The organism is Paenibacillus mesotrionivorans (genome assembly GCF_046098205.1).
Classification (GTDB): Bacteria; Bacillota; Bacilli; order Paenibacillales; family NBRC-103111; genus Paenibacillus_AR; species Paenibacillus_AR mesotrionivorans.
Map to the genome: position 1 here is coordinate 67,552 of NZ_JBJURJ010000009.1, position 15,209 is coordinate 82,760.

Genomic DNA, 15,209 nt, shown 5'->3' on the forward strand with positions numbered 1-15,209 from the left:
TCCTTATACCTCTTTCTTAAATGCGTAATGTAAAAGATAGCCAATCAAAGCACCTATTGCAGTAAATACAGCAAAGAAAGCAGACCACCAGGCTGACATAAGGAGTAAGTTAGACGTGGGTGAGTAAGTCAAAGAACCTTTAGCAATCTCCCGGATGGATACCCAAATAAATGAAAACAGGAACAAACCTAAAGGGACCAAATAGGCTTTTTTTCGAAGTAGCATGTACCCAAATCCGCCAATCACGGGCATTATAATCGCATTGTAGAACATACCCATACCGTCGGAGAGGGCCATCCCGATTAATGTTCCGGCAAAAATAACACTCAGTAAAATTAGTGTGATTTGCTTTTTGAGTTTAGTCAAAACTACGGCATCATCCATACCTGCATTTGTCGCTTTTGTTCGGCCATAGGCCTTGGCACAATGTTCGCACCCCTCAATATGGCTCAATACCAAAGAACAACTCTCTTCACTGGCAATGCCATCCTTTACGAGCGGCATTAAATCCAAGCAAACATCACAAGAAATCTGATTCATTGATGTATCCCTCCTTCAACAGATGCGCCCGGATTCTGCCTAAGGTACGAAAATGAATTACTCTTGCTGAACTCTCTGAAACGTTGTGTTTCTGTGCAATTTCATAATAAGAATATCCATGCACCCGCATAAATACGATATCCTTGCTTATGGCCAGCTCTTGCTCTAAAAGTGCATAGATCCTGTCTGCGAGTTCATTTGTTATCAAGGCAGCTTCCAAGCTTGTGTCTTCCAATAAATAGAATCTCATGAAATCCATAGAGACTAGCTCTTTTTTGCTTTTTCTCAGATGCTCATACCATTTGTTCCGGGCAATCGAAAACAGCCAGGTTTTTATACTCGAAGTACCTCTGAATGCTGGCAATGCTTTGATTGCTCCAAGAAAAACCTCCGACGTCAAATCCTCTGAAAGGGATTTGTTATGCGTAAGGCTCAATAGGTAGGAATACACATCATGTTTATATTGTTCATAAATGGTTTTCATATTTATTTTGGCCATACGCTCCCCCTTCATTGGATTAGTGTCATATTCCTTCATTTTGTTACAGCATATAAAAAAACTGTTTGCCGAAGCAAACAGCTTTACAAGAATCATGACTATGGAATTCCTTTCTTTACAAGCTCCTCCCACATGGAGCCGCCCGGACAAGGACATACCCCGTCTGTCAGCCGGGCCCGGTAGCGGACCAGACAGCCGCAATGGCGGCAGGTGGAGCCGCCCAGCAAGGCCTCGCAGGATTCGCAAGCGGCTACACGCGCTTCGTACACCGCATCACTCACCGCTTCGCCCTCTCGCAGCTTCATCCGCTTCCACAGGCGTTCCACCTCCGCTTCAGTATCCACTTCCATACAGCCTTTGCAGCCGGGCCTCATGGTTTACCGCGCTCCTTTCGGACAAACTGGACCGTTAGCCGATGGCAATAACAGCAACGGAGGCAGGAGGCAGGGTAGCCGACAGCACTCCATCCTTCCACTCCAGAGCTGTAAACGCCGCAGGCTTCACCTTCTCCGGATCGGCAAAGGTATTATGGGCCTGCAGGGAATCATGGGCCAGAATCCGGCCGCTCAGCTCGGGAGCTGCGTCAGTTAAACCGGACAGCTTCACTTGCACGGGAGCTGCTTCGGCATGGTGCAGATTGCACAGGGAAAGATGCAGCTTGCCTTCGGCATTGCGGGAGCAGGAAACCGACAACTGCGGAATAGAGACGGCTCCCAGCGTATAAGAAGGGCTCTCCAGCTCAACCGGCACTAGCTCGGCGTCCTGATGGACCTTGAACATTTCGAACACATGGTAGGTGGGGGTGAGCACCATTTTTTCCCCTTCGGTCAGGATCATCGCCTGCAGCACGTTAACGGTCTGTGCAATATTGGCCATTTGGACACGGTCGCAATGCTGGTGAAACAGATTCAGGTTGATGCCCGCCACCAGAGCGTCGCGCAGGGAGTTCTGCTGGTACAGGAAACCCGGGTTGGTGCCCGGCTCCACATTGTACCAGGTACCCCATTCGTCCACAATCAGCCCCACGCGTTTTTCGGGATCGTATTTATCCATAATGGCGGAGTGTTTCGTTAACAGCTCCTCCATGTACAGGGTGCGGCGCAGGGTTTCGAACCATGCGGTGGAGTCAAATTCGGTGGCGGAGCCCTTGTTCTGCCAATTTCCTGTGGGCAGCGTATAGTAGTGGAGGCTCAGGCCATGCATATGCCGGCCGGCTTCGCGCATCAGCACCTCGGTCCAGTGATAATCCCCTTCGCTGGCTCCGCAGGCAATTTTGTATACCTTATTGTCCCCGTAGTTCCGTACATAAGTGCCGTAGCGGCGGTACTCATCCGCATAATATTCCGGACGCATATTGCCGCCGCAGCCCCAGCTTTCATTGCCCACGCCGAAATATTTGACCTTCCAGGGCTCTTCCCGGCCATTAAGCTTTCGCAGATTGGCCATAGGGGACTCTCCGTCAAAGGTCAGGTACTCCATCCATTGCTGCATTTCGTAGACAGTGCCGCTGCCTACATTGCCGTTGATATACGGCTCCGTACCCAACTGCTCACACAGCTCCATAAACTCGTGGGTGCCAAAATGGTTGTTCTCCACCGTACCGCCCCAATGCGTATTCACCATCCGCGGCCGGTTTTCCTTCGGTCCGATGCCGTCCATCCAGTGGTATTCGTCGGCGAAGCAGCCCCCCGGCCAACGGAGTACAGGAATATTCAGCCCTTTCAAGGCGGCAGTCACATCGTTGCGAAGCCCCTTGGTATTGGGAATGGGGGAATCCTCTCCCACCCAGATTCCTTCATAGATGCACCTACCCAGATGCTCGGCAAAATGGCCGTAAATATTGCGGTTAATGGTGCCGGCGGTTTTGGCGGCGTCAATCTTCAGCTCAGTCATGGCATATGGCTCCTTATACCTTGGAATACCCTTACCTTATCACGGGAAAAATGGGACGAACATAACCAAAGCTGCTTTTTTACCGCAATATCCTGCTTTTTTACAGTGATCTGTTTTTACTTCCGAATTAATTTGTTTTTCTGTGAAAACTTCCGGCAGGCTATTGCTTCACTTTCCCGGGACCGTTATGATAGAGGGGAAATGCATTGATAACGAGAATGACCACAACCTGCGGAGGTGCTTTTTGAACATGGGCAAGGGTGCATTGAATTGGTATATTCCGGACGGCTTCATCCCTCCGGTGAGCAAGGGCGAGCTGTTGAGCCACGAATCCATTTGCGTATTGAATTGCGGCGACGAGGACGCGCACATTCTGGTGACCGTTTATTACGAGGATCAAGCTCCGCTGGAGAAGGTGCCGGCTGTCTGCCCTGCCAAACGAACCAAGCATATCCGGACAAGCTCCCTGATCAAGGACGGCGTGGGCATTCCGGTAGGCGTTCCCTATGCCATGGAAGTAGAGAGCAATGTGCCGGTTATCGTCCAATACAGCCGGCTGGATTCCACCCAGGCCGAGAACAGCCTGATGACTACGATGGCGTATCCGTTGTAAGATTCACAGTATGAAGCACAAGAAGACATGAGGTTAACAATGGCCTTATGTCTTCTTTCGTTTTTTATACCCAAAGGATTTGAATTATTGTAAAGTATCAACATTTTTGAAAGCGCAGTTATAGAATAAGGCAAGGCACGGCCGCAGAAGCAGCCAAGGATAACCTTCTTGGCTGCTTTTGATTTTTTGGGAACATCCTGCGCGGCGCGAAAAAATTCCTTCTATAGGTAAAATATCTAATTATAATCTTATTTTCATTTTAAAAGTTAAAGTTCGACAAATTATCATAATTCAAGTAAAAATCTAATAAGATTTTAGAAAAATATAGTGGAATAGGTCGAATTATTGTATAATTCTGGAGATATGTGGGTTGCAATGCGATGTATATAAAGTTGCAATGAATTGTAAAAAGATGACTGACAGAGTAACTCCTCCAGCCGATGGAGAACAATTCAAAGTGAGGGAACTAACGTGAAAACAGCAAAAACTATGAAGGCAGCAACAACAATCGGGCTTCTTGCCGCCTCCGCCTTGTTCTTTACGGCCTGCGGAGACACATCAAACAGCGCGGGCGCCAGCTCGCCTGCTGTATCGGCACCAGCCGCTTCTGCTCCGGCGGCATCTGCTCCGGCTGCGTCCGCACCGGCAGCATCCGCCGCTGCAAAAAGCACCGGGAAGGATTTGAAGCCCACGGAAAAAATGGCGCTGGACTTCGTCAACGTGATGATGAACGGGACGGATGCGGAGGCCCGCAAAAAATTCATCGCCGAAAACGTACATGATGATGCAAAGCCGCTCTATGAACTGATGGATAATGGGGAGAAGAATCCGATGACTCCCACCTACGAGGCAATAAAAAATCCCAAGGCAGCTGAAACGATTAAGATCGTGGAGGATGGCCAAACCGCTGAAGCGGTGCTTGTACAAGGGGATGAGAAAAAAGAAACCGTCATCTTATTGATGGACGGTAAGGTTGGATTCGCTTTTGGGCCGGACGGCACAGACCCGGAAGCCAATGAAATGTATGTGGAAGTGAGAAAGCAATTCAAAACAGCTGCGGCTAAATAATGCCGGTTTACGCCCGCCCGCGCTCCTTGAGGATGCTGTAGGCGCCGCAGAAGGTGCCGAAGAGGATGCCGGTGACAGGGAATACCACCCAATTGATATGCCACATGCCATAGACGAAGCCGCTAATCAGGAAAATACAGGTGGCCACCGGCCACACAATGGAGGCAACTGCACCGATCACGCGGTTGACCTCCTTTTTCTCCTTCGTAAAATCCTCCTGCTGGAGCAGCATGTTGTAGCTCTCCCGGATGGACCCGAAATAAATAAACAGGATCACGGCAATCCCCACAAGGATCAGCATGACGGATACGCCATAGGTGGCGGATTGCTCTCCCACCGCGGATGCGATGAAGATGGCAACCGGGGAAATCACGGCCAAACAAACCCCGGTGATAAGAGAAAAGGTGTATGTGGGAGCGAAGGCGGCCTTCCTGCTCTCCAGCATAGCCTTCAGGGAGGGGGCAATGACGAAGTCCCCCTGCAGATGTTTGTACTTCTCCAGCTTCATACCCGTATAGATGAAGATGCCGATAGCCGGCACCATAAGGGCGAACAAGCCGGCAAGCCCCACCATATAACCGGAATCCTCCGACAGCAGACCGCCGGGCTGGCTGTTCTCAACCAGAGTCGAGATGAAGACCAGCAGGGCAACCCCCGCCAGACACATAAAAACACCGATTCCGATCAGCAGCCCTGAGGTTTTCTTTAGCTTCAAAAAGCTGTGGATTTCTTCCTCTGTAACAACGGGTAGAACCACCTCCTCAGAAGCCAAGGGGATATTCAGCTCCGCCATTAACTCATCGATGTTGCCGAACTCGGAAATGACGATGCCCACCGCTTCGTTTTCCGTTTTGCCCTCCTGCTTCAGCTCCTGATATTTCTCCTCCATGGTGGCAAGCATTTCTTCCTTCAGAGTGAGCATCTGCCTTGTACGGGGGAGGGAAGCGAACATGTTATCCAGATAACTGGCGATTGTGTCCATGCCGTCACAGCTCCTTTATAAATTTATTGACAACCTCTTGGGTAACCAGCCATTCTCTGCATTTGTCCTGATAATAAGCGAAACCCGCCGGTGTCATGCGGTAATAGGTCCGTCTTTTGCCCAAGGTTTCGTCCTTATGGAACGATTCGATATAGCCGTTATTCTCCAGCCGCGTAAAAGCGGAATAAAGCGTGGTTTCCTTCATAATGTATTTCTCCTCGGAAAGCTTCTTGATGTTCTTGGAGATTTCATAGCCATATGACTCTCCGTCGAGGAGCATATACAGAATCATGGTGTCGTTATAACCCCGGATTACATCGCTGCTGATCACACGCCGGGCCTCCTTTCCGGTTTAGCCGGTTGTTTTCCGCTTTATTACTACGTCTAACGTACTTCGTCTGTCGTAGTAAAAACATTGTAGCATAATTACTACGACAGATAAAGTAGTTTACAAAAGAAAACCTGCCGCAGCCGCTGCAGATTCCTGTCAGCATACCGGGCAGGTTCATTCTAAGCCTCCGGAAAACAAGGATTTTTCATATGATGCCGCACATGCTCATCTTCCCCAAAAAATGCTCACGGAACGACAAATTGTACGCGGGTGCCGTCCGGGTATTGCTCCAGCTGGTTGCTGACCCAGCTTCCTGCTCCCCGGTTGTCGGAGGGGTCGATATATTTGATATCCGCACCCGCACCGCCCTCCGCGCACATGGCCATCGGCCATTCATCCCGGTCATAGCCGGTTTTGGTGGGAATACCCTTCAGGGATTCCTTGCGGTTTTCGTCGGCGCCTTTTCTGTCCAGGGTGCAGGTCGGGGACTCTCCGGCGGCGATAGCCTCTTTAATATGGAGGGCCGTTTCCGGGTAACGGTCCGCCGGGAAATGAAGCGTCACAGTTTCGCCTGTACCTGTTTCTTCATCAAAGCGGATATCGATATATCCGTTCACCTGGGCATAGTAGAGAGCGCCCACAACAAGCAGCAGGAGGACAATTCTTATGTATTTTTTCATTAGAGCGGCTTCACCTCATGGATATTGTAGGGGCAGCGGCCGGGGATGTAAAGACCCGGAGCATTCTCCGGTTGAGTGCCGGACAGGCTGTACAGTACAATAAATGGTAAGGTCGGAAACTGGAGGCAATGCTTATGTACAGCTTTACAGCTGAGGAAGCAGATCAAATTATAGGCCGTTTTGGCAGGGTATTCTGGGAAGGGTTGGGAGAGAAGCTGTCCACATGTTCAGAGAGATGGGGACTAAGCGGGCTTGAGCTGCTGCACTCCTTTTCGGCCAACTGTGTATTTACCGGTGAGTCCTCTCTATTCGGAAAGGCGGTCCTAAAGCTGGGTCCTCCCGAACGGGAACGGGCTACGGAGGCAAAGGCTCTGGAGGAATATAACGGCAAGCTGTTTTGCCGGTTGTTTGCCGCGGATGCGGCGGAGGGAGCCCTGCTGGAGGAACGGCTTCTTCCGGGAACCCCCCTGCGGGACGAGCCTTCTTTAGACAAAAGAATGTCCGTATTTTCCGGTTTGGTTGCCGGATTGCATATTGCCCCAGCTGATGCCGAAGCATATCCTTCTTATCTGGGTTGGGTTACGCGGATCGCACGTTATATGCGTGAGAGAGAAGGGAACCGCAGACTGTGCGGGCATATGCAAAAAGCGGAGAAGCTCTGCAAGGCATTATGGGACACCTATCCCCGGCGGGTTTTGCTGCATGGCGATTTGCATCATGACAATATCCTATTGGAGCAGAACGGAACTTACCGGATCATCGACCCCAAGGGTGTGATTGGTGACCCTGTATTTGAACTGCCGCGGTTTATCCTGAATGAAGTTGGCGACATCATTACGCCCGATACATATAGAAGGATGAATACGATCATAATCAGTCTGGCGGAACGGCTTGGGGTGCCGGAGGCTGATCTCCGCCAGCTGTTCTATATCGAAACAGCCATGGCGGAAAGCTGGAATGTGGAAAGTCGCTTGGCGCCGTCTCTAGAGCATGTGGAGCTGGCGGAGGCGCTTTTGATGGAGGCGGGGGAATAAATAAATCAGGAGAATAGAGGCGCTTGAGCCAAATATGGCTCGGGCGTTTTTTTGTGCATGAATCAGGGAAGATTGTGCGCATGTGTGATTATTTGTGAACGATTATTTTGAATAAAGCGCTTTACAAAACGATAATGATCATATAATATCATAAGTGAGAGCAAACAATCACAGTTTATACCCTATCATTTATAAAATGACTGCAAATGGGCAAGCTAGCTCAGGAGGTGAAGCCCCCTTGTTATTTGAAGAAGAACGCAAGCAGCAGATAAGCGATCATATACAAAATACCGGACGAGCTTCCGTGCAGGAGCTGGCCCTGACTTTTCAGGTGTCGGAATCCACGGTGAGACGGGATCTGAAGGATCTGGAGGAAAGCGGGATGGTCCGCCGTACCCATGGAGGTGCTGTGGCCCTTATCCAGGCAGATAATGCCGAACCGTCTTATGTGGAGAAGGAGGACCGTTTCCGCCTCCAGAAGGAGGCCATTGCCCGGGAGGCCGCGGCGTTGGTCAGGGAAGGGGACACCCTCATCCTCGACTCGGGTACTACCACTTATTATTTGGCCAAAGCCATCAAATCCATTCCCCGGCTGACGGTCGTGACCAATTCTATCGTGGTTGCCCAGGAGCTGGCCCAGCAGTCCAACATCAGCCTGGTGCTGACAGGCGGTACAGTGCGCTATGAAACACTGGCGATGGTCGGCCCCATGGCAGAGCGGGCGCTGGAGCAGCTGCGGGTGGACAAAACCTTTTTGGCGATCAACGGCATCGACCCCGCTGCAGGGTTGACCACACCGAGTATTACCGAGGCGGAAATGAAGCGGAAGATGATCCACGCCGGCCGCGAGGTGATTCTGCTGGCGGACCACAGTAAATACGGTAAATCCGTTTTTGCCAAGGTGGCGGATCTGAAGGATATTGACCGTCTGATCGCCGATCCCCTTCTGCCGGAAACGGCCATGAAGGAGTTGGAGGAAGCAGGCGTACAGCTGACTATTGCGGCAGAAAAAGGAGAATGACCCATGAACCCTGCAGTCGTTACTGTAACCATGAACCCTGCTGTAGATAAAACCGTCCATGTGGACAAAATTGAGCTGGCCGGATTGAACCGGATCAAGGAGGTCCGGATCGACGCGGGCGGCAAGGGAATTAACGTGGCCAAGGTGTTAGCGGGCTTCGGTGTAAGCGCAGCCGCGTTGGCTGTGGCCGGCGGCTACCAAAGCAGGCTGCTCCGGGACAAGCTGGAGCAGGCAGGCATAGCCTGCGGCTTTGAGGAAGCGCAGGGAGAAACCCGGGTTAACCTGAAGGTGGTGGACGAAAGCACCCGGCAAACCACCGAATTTAATGAACGGGGCATCCAGGTGGATGAAGGGGTGCTGGAGCGGTTTACAGCCCGGTTTGCGGCAGCCCTGGAAGGCGCTCGGTATGCCGTTATCGGGGGAAGTCTTCCGCCGGGCGCATCTGCGGGCTATTACCGGACACTGATTGAGGAGGCTCACAAGCGGAACGTTCCGGTAATTCTGGATGCGGACGGTCCGGCCTTTGCTGAGGGGGTGGAGGCGAAACCCTTCGCCATCAAACCCAATCTTCACGAGCTGGAGCTATATTTTGGACGGCAATTGAAGGAGGACGAAGAGCTGGTGTCGGCCGCCCGGGAGCTGATCCGGAATAAAGGTGTAAAGCTGGTGCTGGTATCTATGGGCGGAGATGGTTCCATCCTCATCAGCGAAACGGAGGCATACCGGGCAAGGCCCTTTCCCATCCAGCCGGTCAGCACCGTCGGGGCTGGAGATTCCATGGTAGCGGCTATGGTCTACAGCCTGCTGGGCGGGCGGACGCTGGAGGAGATGGCCCGGATCACCTCGGCTGCGGGAACCATCACCGCCTCCAAACCGGGCACCCAGGTATGTACCATCGATGAAGTGGAAGCCAAATTGGATCAGGTTAGCCTGTTCTCCATTTAGTACACGATTAAGAGACGATTAAGAAAAGGGGATGAATGATATATGAAAAAGCTGTTGGCTGTCACCGCTTGCCCCACCGGCGTCGCCCATACCTACATGGCTGCCGAATCCCTGTTGAAGACCGCCCGGGAGAAGGGGATCGACATCAAGGTGGAAACCCGCGGCGCTGTAGGTGTGGAGAATGAGCTGTCTGACACGGAAATTGCTGAAGCCCATGCCATTATTATCGCTGCAGATACGGATGTGCTGGAGGGCCGTTTCGCAGGCAAGCCGGTGGTGAAGGTGCCCGTTGCCCAAGCCATCAAGAATCCGGCGGGGCTGATTGAAGAAGCGCTGGATAAACCTGCTGCAGCCCCCCAAAGCTCCAACTCCGGCCTGGCCGGTCAGGTGGAAAAAGCGAAGGCTGAGCGGGGAGCGGCCCGGAAGGGCGCCTACAAGCATCTGATGACCGGTGTATCCGCCATGCTGCCTCTGGTCGTCGCGGGAGGACTTCTGATCGCCTTGTCCTTTGTATTCGGGATTGAAGCCTTCAAGGAGGAGGGCACATTGGCCGCAGCCTTGATGAATATCGGCAAAGGTGCTGCCTTCCAGATGATGGTGCCTATTCTGGCCGGCTTCATAGCCTTCTCCATTGCCGAAAAACCTGGTATGGCTCCCGGTTTGGTGGGAGGCATGCTGGCCTCCCAGATCGGCGCAGGTTTCCTGGGCGGCATTATCGCCGGTTTCCTGGCCGGATATGTGGCCAAATGGATGAAGCAGCACATCAAGATGCCGCGGAATCTGGAGGGATTGAAGCCCATTCTGATTATTCCTCTCCTGGCCACCGCCGTAACCGGACTTATGATGATTTATGTGATCGGCGAACCGATTAAATATGTCATGGATGGCCTGACCAATTGGCTGCAAGCACTGGGCACCACCAACGCTATTCTGCTAGGGCTCATTCTAGGCGGTATGATGGCCTTCGATATGGGCGGCCCCCTGAACAAAACCGCTTATACCTTCTCTGTTGGCCTGTTGGCCAGCAATGTGTACGGCCCGATGGCTGCCGTTATGGCCGCGGGCATGACGCCTCCCCTGGCTTTGTGGCTGGCTACACTGATTGCCAAGAACAAATTTACCACCGAGGAGCGTGATGCGGGCAAAGCCGCCTCCGTGCTGGGTTTGGCCTTCATTACGGAAGGCGCCATCCCTTTTGCGGCAGGTGATCCCTTCCGGGTTATTCCTTCGATTATTGCCGGCTCTGCCGTAACCGGTGCCATGTCCATGATGTTCGATATTACCCTGCGTGCACCCCATGGCGGCGCCTTTGTCCTGGCCATTCCCAACGCCGTTAACCATGTGGCCTGGTATGCCTTGTCCATCGTCGTTGGCACGCTGGTATCGGCGCTGCTGCTGGCTGTGCTGAAGAAGCCTCTCCAACCCAAAAGTTAGGGCGTGTCTGAAAACCTCCCCTCGGAGTTTTCAGATACACCCTAGGTATAGAGAAACACTAAGCCGGACATACAATCTGTAGCTGAATTGTTCAATAGTTGAAATTCAACCAATCCCATGATCCGACCAGGAGGGTATTGCCATGACCGTAAACGAGCTGTTAGACGCAAAATCAGTAAAGATCCCCCTATCCGCCCCGTCCAAGGAGGAGGCGATCCGCCTCCTGGTGGACAGCCTTGCCGAAGCAGGCAGTCTAAGCGACAAAGCCGCCTATCTGGAGGCGGTCCTGCAGCGGGAGGCCACCGGCTCCACAGGCATTGGCTTCGGTGTGGCCATTCCCCACGGCAAGTCCCCCGGCGTAGCCAAGGCGGGTATCGCCTTCGCCAAGCTGGACCAGCCGCTGGAATGGGCTTCGCTGGACGGCAAGCCTGTCCAAGCGGTGTTTATGATCGCCGTGCCTCAGGAGGCGGCAGGCAACGAACATCTGAAAATTCTTATCGCCATTTCCCGCAAGCTCATTGATGAGGAGTTCCGGGGCAAGCTTTTGGCCGTTGCTAATTACGATGAATTGGCCGCGTTGCTGGCTGATATCTAATTTTTCCGGATAGAGGAGGATTCCCATGCTGCAGAGACAAGTGACCATCCGAAACGAAGCGGGCTTTCATATCCGTCCCGCCCAGCTGTTTTCGGAAAAAGCAGGTTCATTCCAATCGGCTATCACCGTGAAGCCGGAGGGGCAGGACGCAGCCATCGATGCCAAAAGCATCCTCGGTTTGATGACGCTGGGGCTGTCCAAAGGAGCTATGATGACCATTACGGCAGATGGCCCGGATGAGGAACCGGCTGTGGAAACCCTGGCCAGGCTGGTAGAGGAAGGCTTCGGCGAAGCATAAACCGAAGGACGGGAGGGAAATGTCATGACATCCACAATCATTAAGGGCATTGGTGTCTCTGAAGGCGTCCGGATGGGCACTGCCTTTGTTTATGCCCCCCTGAAGCTGGCAGGCAGACCCGAGCGCAAAACGGATGCTCCGGATACGGAGCTGGAGAAACTCCGCCAGGCTAAGGAACGTTGTCTGGAGGAGCTGGCGGAGCTGATTGAACAGACCAAGCTGAAGCTGGGTGAGGAGAAGGCGGGTATTCTGAAGGGGCAGATCAGCTTTTTGAATGACCCGACTTTCTTCCCACCCATGGAGCAGCTGATTATAAAAGAAGGCTGGAGCGCGGAAACCGCCGTTTGCCGGATTGCCCTGCAAATTGCGGGTATCCTCGAAAAGATGGATAACGCCTATATGCAGGAGCGGGCGGCGGACATCAAGGATGTGGGCAGCCGCCTGCTGGCCCAGGTGCTGGACCATCAAGGAGCTCGTCTCGCCGATATCCATGGAGAAGTGGTGCTCATCGCCGACGATCTGACCCCCTCGGATACGGTGCAGTTGGACCGTTCGCTCGTGCAAGGGTTTGTGACCCGCATCGGCGGCAAAACCTCCCATACGGCCATTTTGGCTCAATCCCTTGGGATTGCCGCAGTGCTGGGGGTAGGTGCGGGGCTGGACGAAATCCGCAATGGGGATTGGGTGATCCTGAACGGCTCCACAGGAGAGTGTTATGTGCGGCCTGAGGAGAAGGTGCGGGAGGAATTTTTGCGGCTGATGGATTCGGAGCGGGCTGAACGGGAGCGTCTGGCAGGTTTTGCCGCTCGCCCGGCTGCTACCACCGACGGCTTCCGGGTGGAGATCGCCGCCAACATCGGAACACCGGCGGAAGCCGAGGGGCTGCTGGCCAAAGGAGCGGAGGCCGTTGGTCTTTACCGCACGGAGTTCCTGTTTATGGGCAGCCCGTCTATGCCCGGCGAACAGCTGCAGTTTGAGGCATACAAAACGGTGGCGGAATCCATGGAAGGCAAGCCGGTGGTGATCCGGACGCTGGATATCGGCGGCGACAAGGAGCTGCCGTATCTGGAGCTCCCCAAGGAGATGAACCCGTTCCTGGGCTACAGGGCCATCCGGCTTTGCCTGGACCGGCAGGAGCTGCTGCGCACCCAGCTTCGGGCAGTGCTGCGGGCCAGCGCCTACGGCAATTTGAAGATCATGTTTCCCATGATCTCGGGGCTGGGGGAATGGCGGCAGGCGAAGGCCATCTATACGGAGGTTCGCACGCAGCTGGAGGCGGAAGGGGCTCCCATGGCGGAGAAGGTAGAGCTGGGCATCATGGTGGAGATTCCGTCTGCCGCGGTAATGGCCCACAGCTTCGCCAAGGAAGTGGACTTCTTCAGCATTGGCACCAATGACCTGGTGCAGTATACGGTAGCGGTAGACCGGATGAACGAAAAGGTCTCTTATCTCTATGATTATTTCCATCCGGCGGTCATCCGGCTGATCAAGAATGTGATTGACGCGGCCAATGCCCACGGCAAATGGGCGGGTATGTGCGGCAGCATGGCCGGTGACCGGCTGGCAGCGCCGCTGCTTCTGGGGCTGGGGCTCCATGAGTGGAGCATGTCCCCCGGGTCCATCCATAAGGTGAAGGAAACCGTCTCCGGATGCAGCCATACCGATTGTGTGGAGCTGGCGGAGCAGGTTCTGGAGCTGGAGACACCGGAGGAGATCCGCGGGGCGTTGACCGCTTTTTTGGACGCAAGACAATAAGATGGAACGAAGATTCGTCCGCCCTCTCTGTCGGGCAGCTTATGCAATAATGTGCCTCCGGCTGATAAGCCGGGGGTTTATTTCGTGGCAGCGCTTTGTGAGTTTAGCGAATCTGGGAGTCTCGCAGGTCCGGGAGTATGGCGGATTTGTGCCAATCGCTCCTGCGCTTGTGAAAAATACAACAAACTTTATTCCCATTTTCTGTTGGCTGTTTTATAATAAGTACAACATACAATCAATTGGAAATGGGTGATCCTGAGCATGAGACTGGAGCAAGAAGTGGTTGTCACCTGCTGCGCGAATGCGCATGCGGAAGCGGTAGCGGAGCTGGTACAGGAGGCATGGCGGACGGCCGGTCTGGAGAATCCCGGGGAGTTCAGCTGGGAGCGGGTGATCCGGGATATGCCGGAGAGATTGAGCTATGTGGCCGTACTGCGCCATAAAGTGGTGGGTGTGGTTATGCTGTCCCAGGGGGAAGCGGGCATCTCCTGCATTGAAGCGCTGTGCGTAGCCCCCGAGTTTCACGGGCAGGGGATCGGCGAGCTTTTAATCGAAACCGCTGAGAAACGCGCAGGCGAGCTTGGAGCCAAACGGATGAGCGTTTCCGGACGCCTTGTCAATGTTGGTTTTTTTCGCAAATATGGCTATCAGACGGCTTCCGCCCAGTCCCTATTGGAGAAAGCGCTGGCTTAAAGCGGCGTGAAGTGCGTGAGAAGGATTACACTTGCGTGTGGGCATCGGTGCGGTTCCTTGAGGGGAACCGTCCGATGCTTTTTTGGGCTGGTCAAGTTCACCGGTGACGTTCGGCAAGGCCATGGAGCGATCTATACGGAAAATTGTCACACCCGGTTGTGTAACTTAGCATTTTACCCGGCATTTTATGCTGTGGACGATAGAGCGCCAGGCCGTGGGGGATTCTAACGGAAGTACAAGCCGCTATTGCCGCGAATTTGCTGCGTTTGAAAATCTAACGGCGGCCACAGCCGCTATTTGGACCAAAAGGCCTCTGGGAAGCCTCATTTTGGACCAATAACGTCTCTGGCTTCCGTTAGATTTTCCAAACCTGTGTTTTGGAGCAAATAAAGGCTCTCACTTCCGTTAAAAAATAAGGATCGGGAACCTGGATTGGCAGCCGTCACACCGCCATCATTCTGGAGCTGTATCACCATCTGCCGCCAACCGCTGCGCACCGTCATCCACAACCGCCGCACACTGCCTGCCGCCAACCACCGCACTCCATCTGCCGTCAACCGCTGCGCACCGTCATCCACAACCGCCGCACACTGCCTGCCGCCAACCACCGCACTCCATCTGCCGTCAACCGCTGCGCACCGTCATCCACAACCGCCGCACACTGCCTGCCGCCAACCACCGCACTCCATCTGCCGTCAACCGCTGCACACCATCTATCGACAATCGCCGCGCCGCCAACTCCCCGCATATCGAAAAGCCCTTACCCGTCGCCTCAGCGGCCAAAACGGATAAGGGCTCTTGCTTTTGCCTTGCGTTTCCTTCTTATTC

General features: G+C 53.6%; 18 protein-coding genes. 10 read left to right on the forward strand and 8 right to left on the reverse strand.

Going from position 1 to position 15,209, the window contains the following annotated elements:
• Nucleotides 1-3: 3 nt before the first annotated feature.
• The 4 genes from ACI1P1_RS14905 to ACI1P1_RS14920 are packed head-to-tail and all read right to left on the reverse strand — an operon-like array spanning nt 4 to nt 2,932.
• On the reverse strand, nt 4-540 hold the full coding sequence (locus ACI1P1_RS14905) for a zf-HC2 domain-containing protein (RefSeq protein WP_416217201.1): 537 nt from the start codon (nt 538-540) through the stop codon (nt 4-6).
• Entirely contained in the window at nt 521-1,135 is a 615-nt protein-coding gene (locus ACI1P1_RS14910) for an RNA polymerase sigma factor (RefSeq protein WP_416217202.1), read from the reverse strand. Before ACI1P1_RS14910 ends, ACI1P1_RS14905 begins: the two co-directional genes overlap by 20 nt.
• A 2-nt stretch (nt 1,136-1,137) precedes the next feature.
• The gene (locus tag ACI1P1_RS14915; protein WP_416217203.1) at nt 1,138-1,413 is read right to left on the reverse strand and encodes a DUF6171 family protein; all 276 of its coding nucleotides are present in this window, start codon (nt 1,411-1,413) and stop codon (nt 1,138-1,140) included.
• A 34-nt stretch (nt 1,414-1,447) separates the two neighbouring features.
• Nucleotides 1,448-2,932, reverse strand: coding sequence for an alpha-N-arabinofuranosidase (locus ACI1P1_RS14920; protein ID WP_416217204.1), 1,485 nt, complete (start codon nt 2,930-2,932; stop codon nt 1,448-1,450).
• 250 nt (nt 2,933-3,182) lie between these two features.
• Between ACI1P1_RS14920 and ACI1P1_RS14925 the strand changes: the two genes are divergently transcribed.
• Both ACI1P1_RS14925 and ACI1P1_RS14930 read left to right on the forward strand, forming a co-directional pair.
• Nucleotides 3,183-3,545, forward strand: coding sequence for a sensory rhodopsin transducer (locus ACI1P1_RS14925; RefSeq protein WP_416217387.1), 363 nt, complete (start codon nt 3,183-3,185; stop codon nt 3,543-3,545).
• Nucleotides 3,546-4,016: 471 nt separating this feature from the next.
• Nucleotides 4,017-4,613: a hypothetical protein gene (locus ACI1P1_RS14930; RefSeq protein ID WP_416217205.1), complete on the forward strand. Its 597-nt coding sequence runs from the start codon at nt 4,017-4,019 to the stop codon at nt 4,611-4,613.
• A gap of 7 nt (nt 4,614-4,620) precedes the next feature.
• Here the strand turns inward: ACI1P1_RS14930 and ACI1P1_RS14935 are convergent, their stop codons facing one another.
• The 3 genes from ACI1P1_RS14935 to ACI1P1_RS14945 all read right to left on the reverse strand — a co-directional run bounded on the left by ACI1P1_RS14935 (nt 4,621) and on the right by ACI1P1_RS14945 (nt 6,606).
• Nucleotides 4,621-5,595, reverse strand: a complete 975-nt coding sequence (locus tag ACI1P1_RS14935) for a permease prefix domain 1-containing protein (RefSeq protein WP_416217206.1) — start codon at nt 5,593-5,595, stop codon at nt 4,621-4,623.
• A 4-nt stretch (nt 5,596-5,599) separates the two neighbouring features.
• Nucleotides 5,600-5,926, reverse strand: a complete 327-nt coding sequence (locus tag ACI1P1_RS14940; protein WP_416217207.1) for a PadR family transcriptional regulator — start codon at nt 5,924-5,926, stop codon at nt 5,600-5,602.
• A gap of 245 nt (nt 5,927-6,171) precedes the next feature.
• Nucleotides 6,172-6,606, reverse strand: coding sequence for a NucA/NucB deoxyribonuclease domain-containing protein (locus tag ACI1P1_RS14945; RefSeq protein WP_416217208.1), 435 nt, complete (start codon nt 6,604-6,606; stop codon nt 6,172-6,174).
• 134 nt (nt 6,607-6,740) lie between these two features.
• Between ACI1P1_RS14945 and ACI1P1_RS14950 the strand changes: the two genes are divergently transcribed.
• The 8 genes from ACI1P1_RS14950 (at nt 6,741) to ACI1P1_RS14985 (ending at nt 14,381) form a co-directional block, all read left to right on the forward strand.
• Nucleotides 6,741-7,640, forward strand: a complete 900-nt coding sequence (locus ACI1P1_RS14950) for an aminoglycoside phosphotransferase family protein (RefSeq protein WP_416217209.1) — start codon at nt 6,741-6,743, stop codon at nt 7,638-7,640.
• A 238-nt stretch (nt 7,641-7,878) separates the two neighbouring features.
• On the forward strand, nt 7,879-8,661 hold the full coding sequence (locus tag ACI1P1_RS14955; protein ID WP_416217210.1) for a DeoR/GlpR family DNA-binding transcription regulator: 783 nt from the start codon (nt 7,879-7,881) through the stop codon (nt 8,659-8,661).
• Nucleotides 8,662-8,664: 3 nt separating this feature from the next.
• On the forward strand, nt 8,665-9,606 hold the full coding sequence (pfkB, locus tag ACI1P1_RS14960; RefSeq protein WP_416217211.1) for a 1-phosphofructokinase: 942 nt from the start codon (nt 8,665-8,667) through the stop codon (nt 9,604-9,606).
• A gap of 42 nt (nt 9,607-9,648) precedes the next feature.
• Nucleotides 9,649-11,040 carry a PTS fructose transporter subunit IIC gene (locus tag ACI1P1_RS14965; protein WP_416217212.1) on the forward strand — a complete coding sequence of 464 codons (1,392 nt, stop codon included), beginning with the start codon at nt 9,649-9,651 and terminating at the stop codon, nt 11,038-11,040.
• A 142-nt stretch (nt 11,041-11,182) separates the two neighbouring features.
• Nucleotides 11,183-11,635: a PTS sugar transporter subunit IIA gene (locus tag ACI1P1_RS14970; protein ID WP_416217213.1), complete on the forward strand. Its 453-nt coding sequence runs from the start codon at nt 11,183-11,185 to the stop codon at nt 11,633-11,635.
• A 25-nt stretch (nt 11,636-11,660) separates the two neighbouring features.
• Entirely contained in the window at nt 11,661-11,933 is a 273-nt protein-coding gene (locus tag ACI1P1_RS14975) for an HPr family phosphocarrier protein (protein WP_416217214.1), read from the forward strand.
• Between the two features lie 24 nt (nt 11,934-11,957).
• A complete protein-coding gene (gene ptsP, locus ACI1P1_RS14980) occupies nt 11,958-13,688 on the forward strand; it encodes a phosphoenolpyruvate--protein phosphotransferase (protein ID WP_416217215.1) in 1,731 nt (576 codons plus the stop codon).
• Nucleotides 13,689-13,949: 261 nt separating this feature from the next.
• Nucleotides 13,950-14,381, forward strand: a complete 432-nt coding sequence (locus ACI1P1_RS14985) for a GNAT family N-acetyltransferase (RefSeq protein WP_416217216.1) — start codon at nt 13,950-13,952, stop codon at nt 14,379-14,381.
• 553 nt (nt 14,382-14,934) lie between these two features.
• Here ACI1P1_RS14985 and ACI1P1_RS14990 read toward each other — a convergent pair.
• Nucleotides 14,935-15,129 carry a hypothetical protein gene (locus ACI1P1_RS14990; protein WP_416217217.1) on the reverse strand — a complete coding sequence of 65 codons (195 nt, stop codon included), beginning with the start codon at nt 15,127-15,129 and terminating at the stop codon, nt 14,935-14,937.
• Between the last annotated feature and the right edge of the window lie 80 nt (nt 15,130-15,209).

Excerpts from the sequence above, each read along its gene's own strand:
- ACI1P1_RS14905 (WP_416217201.1), bottom strand. The coding sequence starts at position 540 with ATGAATCAGATTTCTTGTGATGTTTGCTTGGATTTAATGCCGCTCGTA.
- ACI1P1_RS14910 (WP_416217202.1), bottom strand. The coding sequence starts at position 1,135 with ATGATTCTTGTAAAGCTGTTTGCTTCGGCAAACAGTTTTTTTATATGC.
- ACI1P1_RS14915 (WP_416217203.1), bottom strand. The coding sequence starts at position 1,413 with ATGAGGCCCGGCTGCAAAGGCTGTATGGAAGTGGATACTGAAGCGGAG.
- ACI1P1_RS14920 (WP_416217204.1), bottom strand. The coding sequence starts at position 2,932 with ATGACTGAGCTGAAGATTGACGCCGCCAAAACCGCCGGCACCATTAAC.
- ACI1P1_RS14925 (WP_416217387.1), top strand. The coding sequence starts at position 3,183 with ATGGGCAAGGGTGCATTGAATTGGTATATTCCGGACGGCTTCATCCCT.
- ACI1P1_RS14935 (WP_416217206.1), bottom strand. The coding sequence starts at position 5,595 with ATGGACACAATCGCCAGTTATCTGGATAACATGTTCGCTTCCCTCCCC.
- ACI1P1_RS14945 (WP_416217208.1), bottom strand. The coding sequence starts at position 6,606 with ATGAAAAAATACATAAGAATTGTCCTCCTGCTGCTTGTTGTGGGCGCT.
- ACI1P1_RS14950 (WP_416217209.1), top strand. The coding sequence starts at position 6,741 with ATGTACAGCTTTACAGCTGAGGAAGCAGATCAAATTATAGGCCGTTTT.
- pfkB (WP_416217211.1), top strand. The coding sequence starts at position 8,665 with ATGAACCCTGCAGTCGTTACTGTAACCATGAACCCTGCTGTAGATAAA.
- ACI1P1_RS14965 (WP_416217212.1), top strand. The coding sequence starts at position 9,649 with ATGAAAAAGCTGTTGGCTGTCACCGCTTGCCCCACCGGCGTCGCCCAT.
- ACI1P1_RS14970 (WP_416217213.1), top strand. The coding sequence starts at position 11,183 with ATGACCGTAAACGAGCTGTTAGACGCAAAATCAGTAAAGATCCCCCTA.
- ACI1P1_RS14975 (WP_416217214.1), top strand. The coding sequence starts at position 11,661 with ATGCTGCAGAGACAAGTGACCATCCGAAACGAAGCGGGCTTTCATATC.
- ptsP (WP_416217215.1), top strand. The coding sequence starts at position 11,958 with ATGACATCCACAATCATTAAGGGCATTGGTGTCTCTGAAGGCGTCCGG.
- ACI1P1_RS14985 (WP_416217216.1), top strand. The coding sequence starts at position 13,950 with ATGAGACTGGAGCAAGAAGTGGTTGTCACCTGCTGCGCGAATGCGCAT.
- ACI1P1_RS14990 (WP_416217217.1), bottom strand. The coding sequence starts at position 15,129 with ATGCGGGGAGTTGGCGGCGCGGCGATTGTCGATAGATGGTGTGCAGCG.